This is a genomic window from Marcopretia estuarina LEGE 06307 (assembly GCF_056633115.1).
Genome location: NZ_JBSJOY010000005.1, coordinates 205,630 through 220,561, shown reverse-complemented (window position 1 = coordinate 220,561; position 14,932 = coordinate 205,630). Strand labels below are relative to the sequence as shown.

Sequence of the window (14,932 nt, the reverse complement as noted above, 5' to 3'; positions counted from 1 at the left end):
AAAGGGAACTGAACGCCAGATCTAGTGGTGTGACCGTAGGGTAAGCACACCCCGTAGTGGTTCAGCCACCGCACGCCCTTGGCTTTCGTTCCGCTCCACAACCACAGCGACTACAGCCTGCTGGACGGGGCCAGCCAGTTGCCGCAGATGGTGGAGCGCGCGGTGGAGCTGGGCATGCCGGCCCTCGCCCTCACCGACCACGGCGTGATGTATGGCGCGATCGAACTGCTGAAGCTGTGCAAGAAGGCAGGCATCAAGCCGATCATCGGCAATGAGATGTATGTGATCAACGGCTCGATCGAGGATCCGCAGCCGAAGAAAGAACGCCGCTACCACCTGGTGGTGCTCGCCAAGAACGACACCGGCTACCGCAACCTGGTGAAGCTCACCAGCATCAGCCACCTGCGCGGCATGCGTGGCCGGGGCATCTTTGCGCGCGCCTGCATCGACAAACAACTACTGCAGCAGTACAGCGAAGGCCTGATTGTGGCCACCGCCTGCCTCGGCGGTGAGATCCCCCAGGCGATTCTGCGCGGCCGCCCGGATGTGGCGCGGGATGTGGCCCGTTGGTATCAGGAGCTGTTCGGGGAGGATTTCTACCTGGAAATCCAGGATCACGGCTCCCCGGAAGACCGGATCGTGAATGTGGAGATCGTGCGCATCGCCGCCGAACTCGGCATCGAGCTGATCGCCACCAACGACGCCCACTACCTCACCAGCGGTGACGTGGAAGCGCACGACGCCCTGCTCTGCGTGCTCACCGGCAAGCTGGTCACCGACGAAAAGCGCCTGCGGTACACCGGCACCGAATACATCAAGAGCGAGGCGGAAATGGGCCGCCTGTTCGCCGATCATCTCGATGCCGCCGTGGTGGCCCGCGCCATCGCCAACACCGCCGTGGTGGCCGAGAAGGTGGAGGCCTACGACATCCTCGGCCGCCAGCAGATGCCGTGCTTCCCGATCCCCGATGGCCACACGGCAGTGAGCTATCTGCGCGAGGTGAGTGAGCAGGGGCTGCGTCAGCGGCTGGGGCTCTCGGCCGCCGAGCCGTTCACGCCGCTCTATGGCGAGCGGCTGGCTTTCGAGCTGCAGGTGATGGAGCAGATGGGCTTCCCCACCTACTTCCTGGTGGTGTGGGATTACATCCGCTACGCCCGTGAGCAGGGCATCCCGGTGGGTCCGGGCCGGGGCTCGGCGGCCGGCTCGCTGGTGGCCTATGCGCTTGGCATCACGGCGCTCGATCCGGTGGAACACGGCTTGCTGTTCGAGCGCTTCCTCAACCCCGAGCGCAAGTCGATGCCTGACATCGACACCGACTTCTGCATCGAGCGGCGCGGCGAGGTGATCGAGTACGTCACCCGGCGCTATGGCGACGACAAGGTGGCGCAGATCATCACCTTCAACCGCATGACTTCCAAGGCGGTGCTGAAGGATGTGGCGCGCGTGCTCGACATCCCCTACGGCGACGCCGACCGGCTGGCCAAGTTGATTCCTGTGGTGAGGGGCAAACCGGCCAAACTCGCCGAGATGATCGGGCCGGAGTCACCGGCGCCGGAGTTCCGCGAGAAATATGAAAACGACGCCAATGTGCGCCGCTGGGTGGACATGGCCCGCCGCATCGAAGGCACCAACAAAACCTTCGGTGTGCATGCCGCCGGTGTGGTGATCGCCGCCGAACCGCTTGATTCGCTGGTGCCGCTGCAGCGCAACAACGACGGCCAGGTGATCACCCAATACTTCATGGAAGACGTGGAGGCGATGGGGCTGCTGAAGATGGACTTCCTCGGCCTCAAGAACCTCACCATGATCGAAAAGACGGTGGATCTGGTGGAGCGGGGCAGCGGTGAACGCATCGATCCCGATGCCCTGCCGGCCAATGACCCCGGCACCTATGAACTGCTGGCCCGCGGTGATCTGGAGGGCATCTTTCAGCTGGAATCCAGCGGCATGCGCCAGATCGTGCGCGATCTCAAACCCTCTTCCCTGGAAGACATCTCCTCGATCCTGGCGCTTTACCGCCCCGGCCCGCTGGATGCCGGCCTGATCCCCAAATTCATCAACCGCAAGCACGGCCGCGAAGCGATCGATTTCGCCTGCCCGGCCCTGGAGCCGATCCTGAAGGAAACCTACGGGATCATGGTGTATCAGGAGCAGATCATGCGGATCGCGCAGGATCTGGCCGGCTATTCGCTGGGGGAAGCGGATCTGCTGCGCCGCGCCATGGGCAAGAAGAAGGTGTCGGAGATGCAGAAGCACAGCAGCCAGTTCGTGGAAGGGGCCACGGCCCGCGGTGTGAACAGTGCGGTGGCGGAAAAGCTGTTCGAGCAGATGGTGCTGTTCGCGGAATACTGCTTCAACAAGAGCCACTCCACCGCCTACGGGGCGGTGACGTATCAAACCGCCTATCTCAAGGCGCATTATCCGGTGGCCTACATGGCTGCCCTGCTCACCGTCAACGCCAGCAGCACCGACAAGGTGCAGCGTTACATCGCCAACTGCCAATCGATGGGCATCGAGGTGATGCCGCCCGATGTGAATGCCTCGGGCATCGACTTCACCCCCACCGGCGATCGCATCCTGTTCGGGCTCTCGGCGGTGCGCAACCTCGGTGATGGCGCCATCCGTCAGCTGCTGGAGGCCCGCCAGGCGGAGGGGCCCTTTGCCTCGCTCGCTGATCTCTGCGATCGCATCCCCACCAACCTGATGAACAGGCGGGCGCTCGAATCGCTGATCCACTGCGGCGCCCTCGATGCGCTGGAGCCCAACGCCAACCGCGCCCAGCTGATGGCGGATCTCGATCTGGTGCTGGATTGGGCAGGCTCACGCGCCCGCGACCGCGCCAGCGGCCAGGGCAACCTGTTCGATCTGTTGGCCGCCCCACCCGCCGATGGCGGCGGCAAATCAGGCGGCGGCGCTGGGGGCGCTGATCACAGCATGGCCCCGAAAGCTGCCCCTGTGGCCGACTATCCGCCGAAGGAAAAGTTGCGGCTGGAGAAGGAACTGGTGGGCTTCTATCTCTCCGATCACCCGCTGCGGCAACTCGCGCAGCCGATCCGGCTGCTCTCACCGATCGGCCTGGCCACGCTCGAGGAGCAGGCCGACAAGGCGCGCGTGAGTGTGGTGGCGATGGTGCCGGAGATCCGCAATGTCACCACCCGCAAAGGTGATCGCATGGCGGTGCTGCAGATCGAAGACCTCACCGGCACTGCCGAAGCGGTGGTGTTTCCGAAAACCTTCGCCCGGCTCTGCGACCACCTGATGGTGGATGCACGGCTGCTGATCTGGGCGTCGGTGGATCGCCGCGACGACCGGGTGCAGCTGATCGTGGAGGATTGCCGCGCCATCGATGATCTGCAGCTGCTGCTGGTGGAGCTGGAGGCCGAGCAGGCCGCCGACATCGCCGTGCAGCATCAGCTGCGCGAATGCCTGGTGCGGCACCGGCCGGAGCAGGATGAAGCGGGGGTGCGGGTGCCAGTGGTGGCACTGGTGAAGCTGCACGACCAGACCCGCTACGTGCGCTTCGGCCACCAGTTCTGCGTACGCGATGGCGTGGCCGCCGTGGACACGCTCCACGCCGCCGCCTTCACCGCCCGGCTGCACTCACCCCTGCAGCTGGCCTGAGGCCTGGCTGATGCCGATAGGCCCCTCTGGATTGCTCAGATGGAGCAGTGGCGCGTGCGCCATCAGAGCCCGTATCTGCGCAGCGTTTCCTGCCGGCAGGTGCGTTCAGCCGCCTTGAGATTGCTGTTGAAATCAAACTGCCTGAGAAAGCATTGGCAGGTGGATTGCGTCAAGTCTGCCGGCACGTTCTGACCCGAACGCCGCACTTCATCGCTCACGGCAAGCTGGCAGAAGTGCATGGCCAGATTGCGAGCATTGAGGCTCTGCGCCCTGACTGCCGCCGGCAGCGCCGGCACCACGACAGGCAAAGCCAATGCCAAGGCCAGCTGAAGCCTGAAGGGTGCAAGCAGATGGATCATGGGGCCAGAAGCAATGGGATCCGCCTTGCAACAAGGGATCGGGGTGCGATCAGACCCTCGTCCGTTGAAGCAGCCGCAGCACAAGAATGACAACAGCCACAACGAGAAACAGATGAATCAGCCCACCCAGGGTGAACGAACTGACAAGACCCAGCAGCCACAACACAAGCAGCACGACGGCCACGGTTTCCAGCATGGGAGGTTCTCCTGAAGAACTCAATTGTCGTTAACGTCGATAAAAGCTGGCAAAAACGAGCGAAAGGGAGGCATGTTCCTTGGATCCGTGCGCCTAGTCAGGCGACATGGAAGGACGCCTTGATCGGGCGGGCGGAAGAAATAGACCCGGTGGTTCAACGCGCCACGCGAGAACCACTGTTCCACGCAAAAGCCTCAGTGGAAGTGTTTCGCACTGGCAGTGCTTCAAGGGAAACCCCGCACCACCATCAGGCGGAGCGGAGCACACCCTGCTTGAATCCTGCCGGGAGGCCACAGGGTGAATGCAGCCCATCAGCCTGGGAGCATCAGGACTGTGAGCGCTTGGTCCTGGTCAGTTGATCTTGTCGGCGGCCTTGGAGGTGGCGTCGCTCACCTTGTTAGCGGTCGACTTCACGCTCTGTTTGAGGTCGGAGCCGGCCTGCATCGCTGCAGCCTGCACCTGTTTGGCCTGCCCTTTGAGCTTTTCGCCGGTGTCACCGGTGAGTTCGCCGTGGGCAGCTTCAAGCCGGCCTTCCGCTTGCTTGGCGGAGGCGGAGAGATCTTTGGACATGATTCTGGCGGCAAAGGGGGTGGTGGTCACGAAGCTGGTCGAGGCCATTGCAGGGGGCTGAAACACGCAAGAGGCGATCATCACGACCACGGCGAGAATCAGGGAAATCGGGAACCTCCGATCCATTCGTTTCATTGGCTAGGACTGCATGGGCACCCCCAACAGCTAGCCAGCACTCCCCCAAGCGGCCACGAACGCACCATGAACGGGCCAGCATGGATTCATTCCAGGGCAGATCTGCAGCACGTTCAGGAGCACCACTGAAGTGGCGGTGAGTCAGCCGGGCGCGTTGCTGCCCTGGCGCATCGCCCGGATGGAGGCACGCACGCGGCTGATGTTCACACCGATCTGCTCGAAGCCCAGCAGGCTGCCGGCCGCTTCTTCCCAGCTGGCCGAGAGCACGCCATAGCTGAGCCCCAGCACACCCAGCAGGAACAGGCCACCGGAAACCGCGAGGGTGAGCACCGGGGGGACGTCGTAGATATTGCGGCTCACCAGCAGGTAGCTGACCACGAACGCGGACATGCCCAGCACGGAGGGAACCCCCGTGGCCAGGGCGATGCGGCGTGCCATGCGGTTGGCCACAGCAGGCGGAATCACTTTCGCCCCACTGGCCTTGGCGGCAGCGCCGCCGCCAGATTTGCCCGCTCCCGCCGTGGCAGAGGGGGCAAGACCGGAGGCCTTCGGGCGGGGCTTGCGCTTGGCCGCCATGGATCCGCTCAGCCCCGGATACCGAGCTTGGCGATCAGCTGGGCGTAGCGATCTTCGCTCTGGGCGCGCAGATAGCCGAGCAGGCGCTTACGGCGCCCGATCATCTTCAGCAGACCCTGGCGGGAGGAGAAATCGTGCTTGTTCTGTTGCAGGTGACCGGTGAGCTGGGAGACCCGCTCGCTCAGCATCGCCACCTGCACCTCGACGGAACCGGTATCGGTGCCGTGGGTTTGGTGGCTGTTGATCAGTTCCTGTTTCTTGGTGGTGTCGAGCGGCATGCCGGCGTCGGGCCCTGACGGTGCAAACAGACAACTTACCGCCCCGTGGGCGCCCCCTGGGCCGGAGGGAGTCAGGCGGCCTGCTGGGCCAGCCAGCGCAGGCTTTCGCGCAGCCAGGCATCGGGGCCTTCGGCCGGCTCCAGGCCGCCGCGTCCCACGGCGTGCAGGGCCCGGTTGATCTCCAGCGGCGCGTAGCCGAGCGCCTCCAGCGTGATCTGCACCTCGTCGCGGGTGGCGGCCAGGGGGGTGGTGCCGCCGTCGGCGCCGGCGTCATCGAGACTGAAGGCCCCGCCAGCCAGCGCGGTCGCCCCGCCGTCGCTCTCGGCCAGCTTGCCGCGCAGCTCCACCGCCAGGCGCTCGGCGGTGCGCTTGCCCACGCCCGGCGCCTGGCAGAGCTTGCGCAGATCCGCCTGAACGATCGCGCGCACCAGCTCCTCCGGCGGATGGGCGCCCAGCAGGGCCAGCGCCAGCTGGGGGCCCACGCCGCTGACGGCCACCAGCAAGCGGAACAGGTCCCGCTCCTGCCGCCCGCCGAAACCGAACAGGGTCCAGCCGTCTTCGCGGATCGACTGATGGATATGCAGGGTGAGCACGGCGCCTTCACCCGGCAGCCGTTCCCAGTGGCGGCGGGTGAGCTGCACCTCGTAGCCCACCCCCTGGCAGCAGAGCAGCAGGCCGCAGCGGTGTCCCTGCTGCCACCGTTCCGCCACAGCGCCCTGCAGCCAGCCGATCATGGGCAAATCTTGAGGCGCCTCCATGCTGCCCGGTTCCCTTCTCACCGCCAGTGGGCGGTCTGCGCTGCCACCGCTGGGCGCCTGCCTGATCGCCCTGGCGCTCGGGCTGCTGCTGGCGCTCAGCGGCTGCCAGGGGGTGGGCCAGCCGTCGCAGCAGGTGCTGCTCGATGGCCTGGAGCTGCAGATCGCCCTCACCCAGCGCTCGATCGCGTCGGCGCTCGCGCTCGATCCCCCCGGAGCGCCCCAGGTGAGCCGGGTGCGCGTCAGCCATCAGGAGAAGGTCCCCATCGGCGATCGCCAGGGGCTTCACCTCAGCGGCCAGTTCGACTGGCGGCTCGCCAACGATCCCTACCGGGTGGACAGCGCCTTCGAGCTGTACCTGCTGCGCGGTGAGAAGGGGCAGAGCTGGCGCCTGGCGCGGCCCAGCGCAGAGGGCGACCATCCCGGCTGGGTGACCGATCCACTGCCGCTGAAGGGGTAAGTGAGCTGCCCAGGTCGAATGACTGACGGCCGGCCGCCAAGGGCGGTGATCGGATGCGCGTGGCAACGCTGCCGCTACCTGGCGGACCTGTGAGACGTGCACCTCGCCATCGCCTGGGAACCGCTGATTATGGAGTTCGAAGGCTCGGGAGTTTCCAGGCAGGGCAGTTTGTGGTCTCCTGCATCCTCAGCACGATGTGATGGAGATTGCCGGGCCGCATAGGGAGCCTCCACCCCAAGTGGCAATGAGCATCTCTGGACAATCGCCCAGGCAATCGCGTGGAAAGACGAGGTCATATCTAGAAGTTTGCAGACCAACAAGGCCACTTGAAGACCATTGGGTCACAATTCCAGGTTGTCAGAGGGAGGAGTGAAGTCTCACAAGTTGCATCGCATTGAACAGGGTTATACGGACCCGGCTAAGTCGACAAGGGCCTGCAGGGGAATCAGAAAGACCAGTCCAAGACTGGAGTCTGGTCAAGTTGCGTCAGGGGCTTCCCCGCTTATGCTGCAAAAGAGGCCTGAAGGGCGTTTTATGCGGATCCGCCCATTCGGCGTTGTGCGGACGCTATCTTGATGGCCTAAGGCTGAGATGCTTAACCAAGTGGGACGGAAAGAACGGCGGCCAAAGCCCTGCCGCCTATGCCATGCCGAGAAGAATCTCGTTGAAGCTCATATCATTCCAAGACATTTTTACCATTCAATTCGAAATAGTGGCATTGGATTTGGTGCCGGCGAACTCGTGCCTAGAATCTATGCTGCTGGAAGCAACCGGAAGCCAAAACAGTGCCAGAGCGGGATATTTGATTCAAATATGTTATGCGCCGACTGTGATCAGAAGGTGATTGGACCTTGGGATAAGTATGCTCAAGAACTTTTCCTTCGCAGCTTTCCTAAGCAGCTCGCAACCTCTATGCGGATCCCAGCATTCTACTGTGTCGACAGTTTCGACTATTCACGACTGAAGCTATTCTTCTTGTCGGTTCTATGGCGCTCCGCAGTAACTGAGCAAGAGTTCTTTGATCAGGTTGACATCCAGGGTAGCGAGGAGAAGATTCGGAGGATGCTACTAGAAGGCAATCCTGGAGCATCCGAAGAATTTCCAGTGATGGCCGTAAGATACGAGGGGCCGTTTAGTGAAGTTATGATATCGCCGTTGCGCGCCGATATAGATGAGGCAAGAATCTACCATTTTCGAGTCCCCAGATATGGCTGGTTTCATCAAACAAATGATGCACCGATAGGCAGAGAGATTGAGTTCTTTCGAGTAAGACCGAACAAGCCGTTATTGATAAAGAGCACGCGCTATGATTCGACGCCGGGCTTGAAGAACCTTCTGAGACTTCAGCGTGACGGAAAGATACCTGAGTAGAGCTCACAGCTACCGCACAACAAGCCCCTTGAGTGGCCAGGCCCCCATGATCCATCGGCTGTGCACCGCTCACTCCTCGCCTGCCACTCAGGAGCAGCGTTAGCTTCTTCTATGAGAACTCAAACACACATCGTTGATTCCAGGGCCGTCAAGGCCGTCATGGCGCATTTGCCGCATCACTGGGTGGTGCGAGAACTCACCGAACGCGACTATGGCATCGATCTGATAGTGGAAATCTTTGCGCCGGGCTTGAAAGATGCGAAGGGCAAAGATGCTTTTGCCGCGACTGGATCTGTGTTTCATATTCAGATCAAGGGTACCGAAGAGGCCCTTAAGCCGGTCCGAGCGGGAACAATCAACTACTGCATCGACAAGAACTCGCTCTCATATGTGGAAAAATTCAGTATCCCGTTCTTCCTGTTCCGTGTGAGCGTCGCAGAACCGCAGAAGATTTATTTCCTTTGGATTCAGCGTTACATCAAGGATGTCATGGACCGAGAGACGCCGATGTGGCGTGAGGACAAGCAAAAATCGATAATAGTTCGCATTCCTCCAGAAAATAAGCTATCAGACGGAATAGATAAACTTGAAGGAATTGCATTTCGCCCGAAGTACTTGGAGGAGCTTGCGGAGTTCTCCGAGATTTACGGGGATATTGGAAACACAATTGGAGCTATTCGCGCTGGCATGCACGACGTCAACGAGGATGTGATATCAAATCTCAAGAATCGTACAAATCGTGCCCGAAGGCTCGATGTGCTCCTTACGCGCAATGAATGCTGCATCAATAGGCAGAGCGTTGATGCATTGATCCAGTACATCATTGGCCTTGATACGCCGGAAGGACGCGGTACTCAACCTCCAGAGGAGCATAATTTCGAGATGCTCGCACAAAGCATGAACGGGATGAATATGGTTGAGAATTCTGTTTTGGAGAATGATGCTCTTTCGGCCTACTAATGAGCGCGAACTAACATCAAGATACAGAAGACGGGAGCAGAGGTGCCTTTCTCTGCCAAGGTTGCCACCCGCTTCTGATCTTGGGCGTTAGGCCGAATCTAGATCAGTTATAATCAGTGCAAGCTTTGCGAAAGATTGTTCCAGCAGAAAATCTCCCTGTTTTCCCTGTATCTGGCCAGTGGACGCTATTAGAGGCGCAATCAATGATTGCAGTATCCGGAGTGTTATTATTAGTATAGTAGATAGTTCTCCTAAACCTGTTGCTACGGTTTATATAGACCGCCTCGATGCATCCCATCCATGCTGTTGTTCCTGCATCATTGCCATAAGTTGAGCAGTCGCGGGCGATCGCTTTGCCCGTAACGAGAAAAATCAATGGCAAGACCCCAGCGAAAAGCATTAGCGGTAACGGCTTCCTCATGCTTAACCTTGATGATGCAACGTGGGAACTTGTGGGAACTTAAAAGAGGGCTATTAAAACCATAAATATGGCCCAACCACCATTGCAATGAACCTGTGGCAAAACGTAACATTGAGGAATGCCTCGTCGCATGCTAGCCCGAGAATAGTGTGTAGCATTCTTAGAAGGTATTCTCTGCTTTCATGTCATCTCAGAGCCACCTACAGGACCCAAAAAGCTTCTTTGATTACTGGAAACTGCGTTTAGCCTTTATCATGGGCTTGTCTCCCATGGACCATGAGCATGAGATTAATATTCTATGTTGGTCTGCGCTAGAGGCTCTTTCCCTGAGCTGGGCGAATACAAGCGGCTACAGTCAGTGCGGTCAGTTCTGCAAACAGAAACGGCGCGTCTTTGATACGTTTCTTGCAGCTCATGGTGGCTCAGTCTTTTCTCTCGTTAGCCTTCCGGACTTGTGGGCTAGGTGCGAAAGCATTCTCAAAGAACCCCATGCGAGTGAAAAGCAGAAAGGTTATCAGCCATCATTGGAACAATGCAGCTTTCTACGGTCCTATTATTGGAAATCTCCATCAGTACCTGAGGAGCGCCAAACTCGACAGATTTCAATGGATCGGACTTTGAGCCAGATCTGCGATGATCTCATAAGCCACTTCGCAAGTCGACCAACTGAAGCGCTTTGCACTTGGATCAGCCGTTCTAGATATGGATCAGTAGCATACAAGATACTGCGATGTCCATATATACATGAAGGCCGCCGTGGTCTTCACACGCATGGCTTTGCTCTGCATCTAAGCGAGACACAGCCATCATACCTAAGTCATGTTTACTCGCTGAACCTGCGGCTGGGATTCGGGCCAGCATTTATTGTGAATCTAGTAAGTGTCTGCATAAGCTCATTTGAGGCAGAGATAGGCTCTCAAGCAGATTGTAGTTCTTGAATTCTCTATGATTAAAGCTGTCCTTAAATCGGTCTAACATCCAGATGCAGAAGACGGGAGCAAGGAATAATGTCTGTGCCGAGGTTGACTTCCGCTTTTGATCTGGAGCGCTAGGCTCCTCAAGCCGCAAAATTAGTCTTTACGAATTACAACTAGACGCTTGACAGGAAACGTACAAATTATAACACTCAAGATAGTTTAGACAGGTTATCAAATGCCGAGCCGAAATTCTTTAGGCTTTATTTCGATCTTTGCGGTGACCTCGTTTGCTGGTACCCCATGCCTCAAGGCGCAATATCTCTATCCAGACGGAAGCATTCGCAATTCGTATGGTGTCATCCAGTCAGGACCAAATCCCTCACGCATGCTAGCGCCAAACAATCTCCCTACGAATCAGCGCTATCTCTATCCTGATGGTTCAATCCGAAGTGGTACTGGGGTTATCATCAATGGACCCAATCCATCACGGACACTTCCGACGTGGGACGGAAGTTACTAGTTTTCTGTCAACAAGAGTTTCCTGGCTATGCAGTACTTAAATCTTGGCACCAGAGATGTCCCTAGTCCGCTGGAACCATTTTTTGATCACTTAAAGAGAACTTTTCCCACCTGTGTCGTGCGCTTTATTTGCAAAGACTTTGATAGGCAGAACTGGGTAGGTATTCTCAATCCTACAAATAATAGATCGATCAACATTATGCTGGATCAAAGCGACATTCGGGATGGAAGATGCTTGCTGGATCAGCAGGAAATTGACGAGATCGCAAACCAACTGCTGTTGCAGAGCAAGTTTGGACGGAAGTAGCCATCGCAGGCAATGCCTATAAGTGCTTTTGCTGATTGCACCATTTCGATAACTCAATTAAGGCTTAAGAAGCGCTGGAAACATGCTGACAGAACGGCTCGGGCGCAGAAATCGCAGGGGTCGCAAGGGAGTGCTTGGGTCGCTGAGCGGTTGCACAGAACTTCCCTTGTCCTTGCGGCATATGCATCTTGGACTCTGATGGACAGACATCTGGGCGCATTTTAGAGATTGATAAACTTTAAAAGCGAGAGCCAAACATCAAGATCCATCTGTCACGCATCCTGAAGAGAGATGAGGATTGCAAAAAAGACTTGTGCGCAGGTGATCTTGAGCGTTAGGCGCCACAGGGGCGAGGGACCCCCTAGAGATGGGAGTGCAGCACACGACGTGCATCGCCTTGGCCCAGGAGACCCACGAGGCGTACCACGGCGTCCTCGCCTGTAAGCAGCTCTCCCGCGCTGTATTGATTCATGATCATGACGCAGATACCCCACTCGTTCCAGCCCCCCGCAGCGCTCGTCGCACCCGTGAAGGCTCCTGTCGTTTCTTGAGGGCTGCGCGCGCGGCTCGGTGCGCACCGCCACAGGAGCCGCAACCGGTCCATAATTGTGAACCTCGGCTCAAAGGAGAACAGCAGTGTCGAACCATTTCACTGGACTGAACCTCGGTCCTCCTCTCGGGGACCAACGCCTCGACCTCTGTGACCTCTATGCGTTCCAGTCGCCCAAGGACCCGTCGAGGACCGTGATCATCCTCAATGCCAATCCGACGGCCGACGCGCTCCATCCCGATGCCATCTACCGCGTTAACATCGACAACGATGGCGATTGTCTGACAGACATCGCCATCAGCTACGTGTTCTCGCCGCCGAACGAAGGAAAGCAAACCGTAACCGTGTTCGTTGCAAAAGGCGAGGAATCCCGCTCCGTTGAAGCTGTTGGAACAAAGATCATCGTCGATGCCGAGGTCTCCTTCGGTGCCGAACCCAACATCGTCAAGTCCGGCGCCTACACGTTCTTCGCCGGTGCTCGCAGCGACGCTTTCTTTTTCGACTTCGACGGCATCAAGAATCTCTTCGATACCTCAGGCGGCAGAAACTTCACCGCCCCCCACCTGGGCGGCAAGTCTCCGTGGACCGGCGTGGATTCAAACACGGAAGCCAACGTCTTCTCGATGGTGATCGAGCTACCCACGAGCGAGCTCGACGCCGAGCCGGAGATCCGCATCTGGGGGCGATGCAGCGTGCGTGAGGACGGCAAACTGCTTCATGTTGATCGCGCCGGCCACCCGAGTGTCAGCAGCTTCTTCAACACCGATGACACCAAGTTGGAATACAATGCCAGCGAGCCAGTTAACGATCGCAAGCGATGGAGGGATCAGTTCGTCCACCTGATGGGGCATACGGGCAATTACACCCGAGAAGAAGCCATCGCCGCGATCGACGCCGACCGCATTTTGCCCGACATGCTGTGTTTCAATCCATCTAAGCCTGCGACGTATCCCAACGGCCGCGTCTTTACCGACGACGTCATCAATCATCGCCTCGCCTTCCTTTCTAAGGGTGATATTCCCCCAACCGGCCTCTGCCCGCACACTGACATTCTCAAGGAGTTCCCGTACATCGGCACGCCCCATCAGAAGACAAGCTAACGCCAGGCCAACACGGCTGTATCCATAAGGCCTCAGCGGGCATGTGTTGTGCCCGAGAGCATCCAACACCGGGAGCGGGCCCCAATGGCGATCGGCAACGATGGCCGCTTCAACGTCTCGGCCTGCTACACCCACAACGACCGGGAGTTCCTGGGGGGCTTCAGCGACTGGGCGAAGAACCTCGCCGAAAGCCGCTCTGCCCGGGCTTAAGAGCGCAAGGCCTTCGTGCGCGAGGTGGTGCAACCGCTGCAGGAGAAGCTCGAAACGGTATATGTGGTGCCGGGCTCGGATGCCAAGGCCCATGTGGCGAAACGTTTCCCCCACAAGACGGTGAAGCGGGTGCGCAGCAGCCTCACACCGATCTCGGTCGAGGGGTTCCGCAACGTGTTGTCGATGACCTTTCAGCCCGGGCAGGCCCGCAACCTCACCGCCACATACCACTTCGAGTTCAGCGGCGCGGAGCCCTGCCGCGCAACCTGCTGCTGGCCGTGCTCACCGGCCGCATCCGCCTGCGGGGGAACCCACGGCTGCTGCTGCGGTTTGCGCGTGGCTTTGCGGTCTGAGCCGGCGTCCCCCGTTCGTCTGGCCTGATCCCGCCGGATCAGCTGATCTGTGGACTGTGAATCCGGCAACCCCTTCCAGCAAGCGTTGGGCAGCGTGACCGCTGAATCAAAGGGGTCTGCTTCAGACGTTTGTTCAACCACCCACACAAAAAGAAACTGCCATTACACCCACGGGACCGCCTTTTGCAGCCCGTGACTTTTACGTTCGGCTCAATCCCCCCAAACGGAGGTCAATGGCATGGAGCAGCATTCCCAGCACCACGAGTCGATCGCCAGGCGTCAAGCTGGGGATCCATTTGCCAGATAGGCGCCTCGATTCTTCCAACACGGCACGTCGTTTTACCCATGGGCTGAGCATCTAGCCATCATGGAACAAGGGGCGCGTGGATAATGGTAACAACCCTCAACCACAGATCTTTGACATGTGGCAACGAGCAGCCTTGGCCATTTCCACCCTTTCACTGGCAATCGCAGGCTGCACGCGCACCAGCCGTGAGCTGCCGAAGAATCTCAGTGACGTGGTCGTGACGATAGAGCTTGAACAGAACAGCAGTGCTCGAGTCTCCCGCGATACCATTCGTGCCGTGCTTGCCACTAGTGAAGGCACGGTGATTGAACGGGAAGATCTCCAGATCAAAGTCAATGGAACCAGGATGCAGTTCAAGGTCTGGCAAGGAAACTATTACGATCGCCACCCCTATTACTACATCGCCAATGATGCACACGAAGGCATCAGTATATTGCCACAGAAAGATTACAACTTTGTGCTGGTGATGCCCGATGGATCCAGTCACCAACTGACGACACTGAAAACCCCCATAGCAGTGTCCCTGGACCAATTCGGCTTTGTCAGAATCCCTTCATCCCCTCCAGCTGCGGCCTTCACCTGGAACGATCTTGCCGGCCCCATGCGTCTCTCCATTGCCCGTTCGGAGCAGATTCCTGATGCCGCCGAAGGTTCGGTGTCGATGGTCGGGAATCCCGGCAATGACGACGCGCTTCGCCGCACGATTGGTCCAGGTTGGTTCCGTCCCCGGAGTGGCAAGTGGCTCCTGCCGCAACGCTTTCTGATCTCCAGCCCTAAGCGACAACTGGTGAGTCTGGAGGCATGGATCCAAACCGAAACAATGGCCCCAGTGGCCCAACCCTTTTCAAGGAAGAGCTCGGCAACAGCCAGCCGCAAGCTGGAACTGACCTTGGAGTGGCCCTAGCACTGAGGGAAGGGACAGCCCAACATCAATGACCTGACCCCATTGATCGGTCAAGGGCTGATG

Annotated in this window: 14 protein-coding genes; 8 read left to right on the top strand and 6 right to left on the bottom strand. The window is 58.8% G+C overall.

Translation table 11 applies throughout. From position 1 onward, the window contains the following. The first annotated feature begins 78 nt into the window (after positions 1-78). A complete protein-coding gene (locus ACWJI3_RS12755; RefSeq protein WP_480203861.1) occupies positions 79-3,621 on the top strand; it encodes a DNA polymerase III subunit alpha in 3,543 nt (1,180 codons plus the stop codon). 62 nt (positions 3,622-3,683) lie between these two features. On the opposite strand, the gene ACWJI3_RS12750 is transcribed toward ACWJI3_RS12755, so the two are convergent. From ACWJI3_RS12750 to ruvA, 6 genes are all read right to left on the bottom strand, one after another. Further along, entirely contained in the window at positions 3,684-3,980 is a 297-nt protein-coding gene (locus tag ACWJI3_RS12750) for a hypothetical protein (RefSeq protein ID WP_480203860.1), read from the bottom strand. Between the two features lie 49 nt (positions 3,981-4,029). Further along, positions 4,030-4,176 carry a lmo0937 family membrane protein gene (locus ACWJI3_RS12745; protein ID WP_144037023.1) on the bottom strand — a complete coding sequence of 49 codons (147 nt, stop codon included), beginning with the start codon at positions 4,174-4,176 and terminating at the stop codon, positions 4,030-4,032. A 351-nt stretch (positions 4,177-4,527) separates the two neighbouring features. Further along, positions 4,528-4,776, bottom strand: coding sequence for a CsbD family protein (locus ACWJI3_RS12740; protein WP_255100744.1), 249 nt, complete (start codon positions 4,774-4,776; stop codon positions 4,528-4,530). A 246-nt stretch (positions 4,777-5,022) separates the two neighbouring features. After that, entirely contained in the window at positions 5,023-5,457 is a 435-nt protein-coding gene (locus ACWJI3_RS12735; protein ID WP_094513393.1) for a PAM68 family protein, read from the bottom strand. 8 nt (positions 5,458-5,465) lie between these two features. Continuing rightward, positions 5,466-5,735 (bottom strand): 30S ribosomal protein S15, encoded by a 270-nt coding sequence (rpsO, locus tag ACWJI3_RS12730; RefSeq protein ID WP_094513390.1) that lies wholly within the window; start codon positions 5,733-5,735, stop codon positions 5,466-5,468. A 71-nt stretch (positions 5,736-5,806) separates the two neighbouring features. Continuing rightward, the gene (gene ruvA / locus ACWJI3_RS12725; RefSeq protein WP_480203859.1) at positions 5,807-6,469 is read right to left on the bottom strand and encodes a Holliday junction branch migration protein RuvA; all 663 of its coding nucleotides are present in this window, start codon (positions 6,467-6,469) and stop codon (positions 5,807-5,809) included. Positions 6,470-6,491: 22 nt separating this feature from the next. Here ruvA and ACWJI3_RS12720 point away from each other — a divergent pair, with 22 nt between their 5' ends. From ACWJI3_RS12720 to ACWJI3_RS12690, 7 genes are all read left to right on the top strand, one after another. Beyond that, positions 6,492-6,950, top strand: coding sequence for a hypothetical protein (locus ACWJI3_RS12720; protein ID WP_480203858.1), 459 nt, complete (start codon positions 6,492-6,494; stop codon positions 6,948-6,950). A gap of 591 nt (positions 6,951-7,541) precedes the next feature. After that, positions 7,542-8,321, top strand: coding sequence for a hypothetical protein (locus ACWJI3_RS12715; protein ID WP_255100741.1), 780 nt, complete (start codon positions 7,542-7,544; stop codon positions 8,319-8,321). Positions 8,322-8,381: 60 nt separating this feature from the next. Beyond that, positions 8,382-9,281, top strand: coding sequence for a DUF4365 domain-containing protein (locus ACWJI3_RS12710; protein ID WP_480203857.1), 900 nt, complete (start codon positions 8,382-8,384; stop codon positions 9,279-9,281). A 2,800-nt stretch (positions 9,282-12,081) separates the two neighbouring features. Then, complete coding sequence (locus ACWJI3_RS12705) at positions 12,082-13,095, top strand: DUF4331 family protein (RefSeq protein ID WP_480203856.1); 1,014 nt, start codon at positions 12,082-12,084, stop codon at positions 13,093-13,095. Between the two features lie 48 nt (positions 13,096-13,143). Continuing rightward, positions 13,144-13,305: a hypothetical protein gene (locus ACWJI3_RS12700; RefSeq protein WP_480203855.1), complete on the top strand. Its 162-nt coding sequence runs from the start codon at positions 13,144-13,146 to the stop codon at positions 13,303-13,305. A 15-nt stretch (positions 13,306-13,320) separates the two neighbouring features. Further along, positions 13,321-13,686: a hypothetical protein gene (locus ACWJI3_RS12695; protein WP_480203854.1), complete on the top strand. Its 366-nt coding sequence runs from the start codon at positions 13,321-13,323 to the stop codon at positions 13,684-13,686. A gap of 412 nt (positions 13,687-14,098) precedes the next feature. Further along, positions 14,099-14,869 carry a hypothetical protein gene (locus ACWJI3_RS12690; protein WP_480203853.1) on the top strand — a complete coding sequence of 257 codons (771 nt, stop codon included), beginning with the start codon at positions 14,099-14,101 and terminating at the stop codon, positions 14,867-14,869. Positions 14,870-14,932: the final 63 nt, after the last annotated feature.

Excerpts from the sequence above, each read along its gene's own strand:
- ACWJI3_RS12750 (WP_480203860.1), bottom strand. The coding sequence starts at position 3,980 with ATGATCCATCTGCTTGCACCCTTCAGGCTTCAGCTGGCCTTGGCATTG.
- ACWJI3_RS12745 (WP_144037023.1), bottom strand. The coding sequence starts at position 4,176 with ATGCTGGAAACCGTGGCCGTCGTGCTGCTTGTGTTGTGGCTGCTGGGT.
- ACWJI3_RS12735 (WP_094513393.1), bottom strand. The coding sequence starts at position 5,457 with ATGGCGGCCAAGCGCAAGCCCCGCCCGAAGGCCTCCGGTCTTGCCCCC.
- rpsO (WP_094513390.1), bottom strand. The coding sequence starts at position 5,735 with ATGCCGCTCGACACCACCAAGAAACAGGAACTGATCAACAGCCACCAA.
- ruvA (WP_480203859.1), bottom strand. The coding sequence starts at position 6,469 with ATGATCGGCTGGCTGCAGGGCGCTGTGGCGGAACGGTGGCAGCAGGGA.
- ACWJI3_RS12720 (WP_480203858.1), top strand. The coding sequence starts at position 6,492 with ATGCTGCCCGGTTCCCTTCTCACCGCCAGTGGGCGGTCTGCGCTGCCA.
- ACWJI3_RS12715 (WP_255100741.1), top strand. The coding sequence starts at position 7,542 with ATGCTTAACCAAGTGGGACGGAAAGAACGGCGGCCAAAGCCCTGCCGC.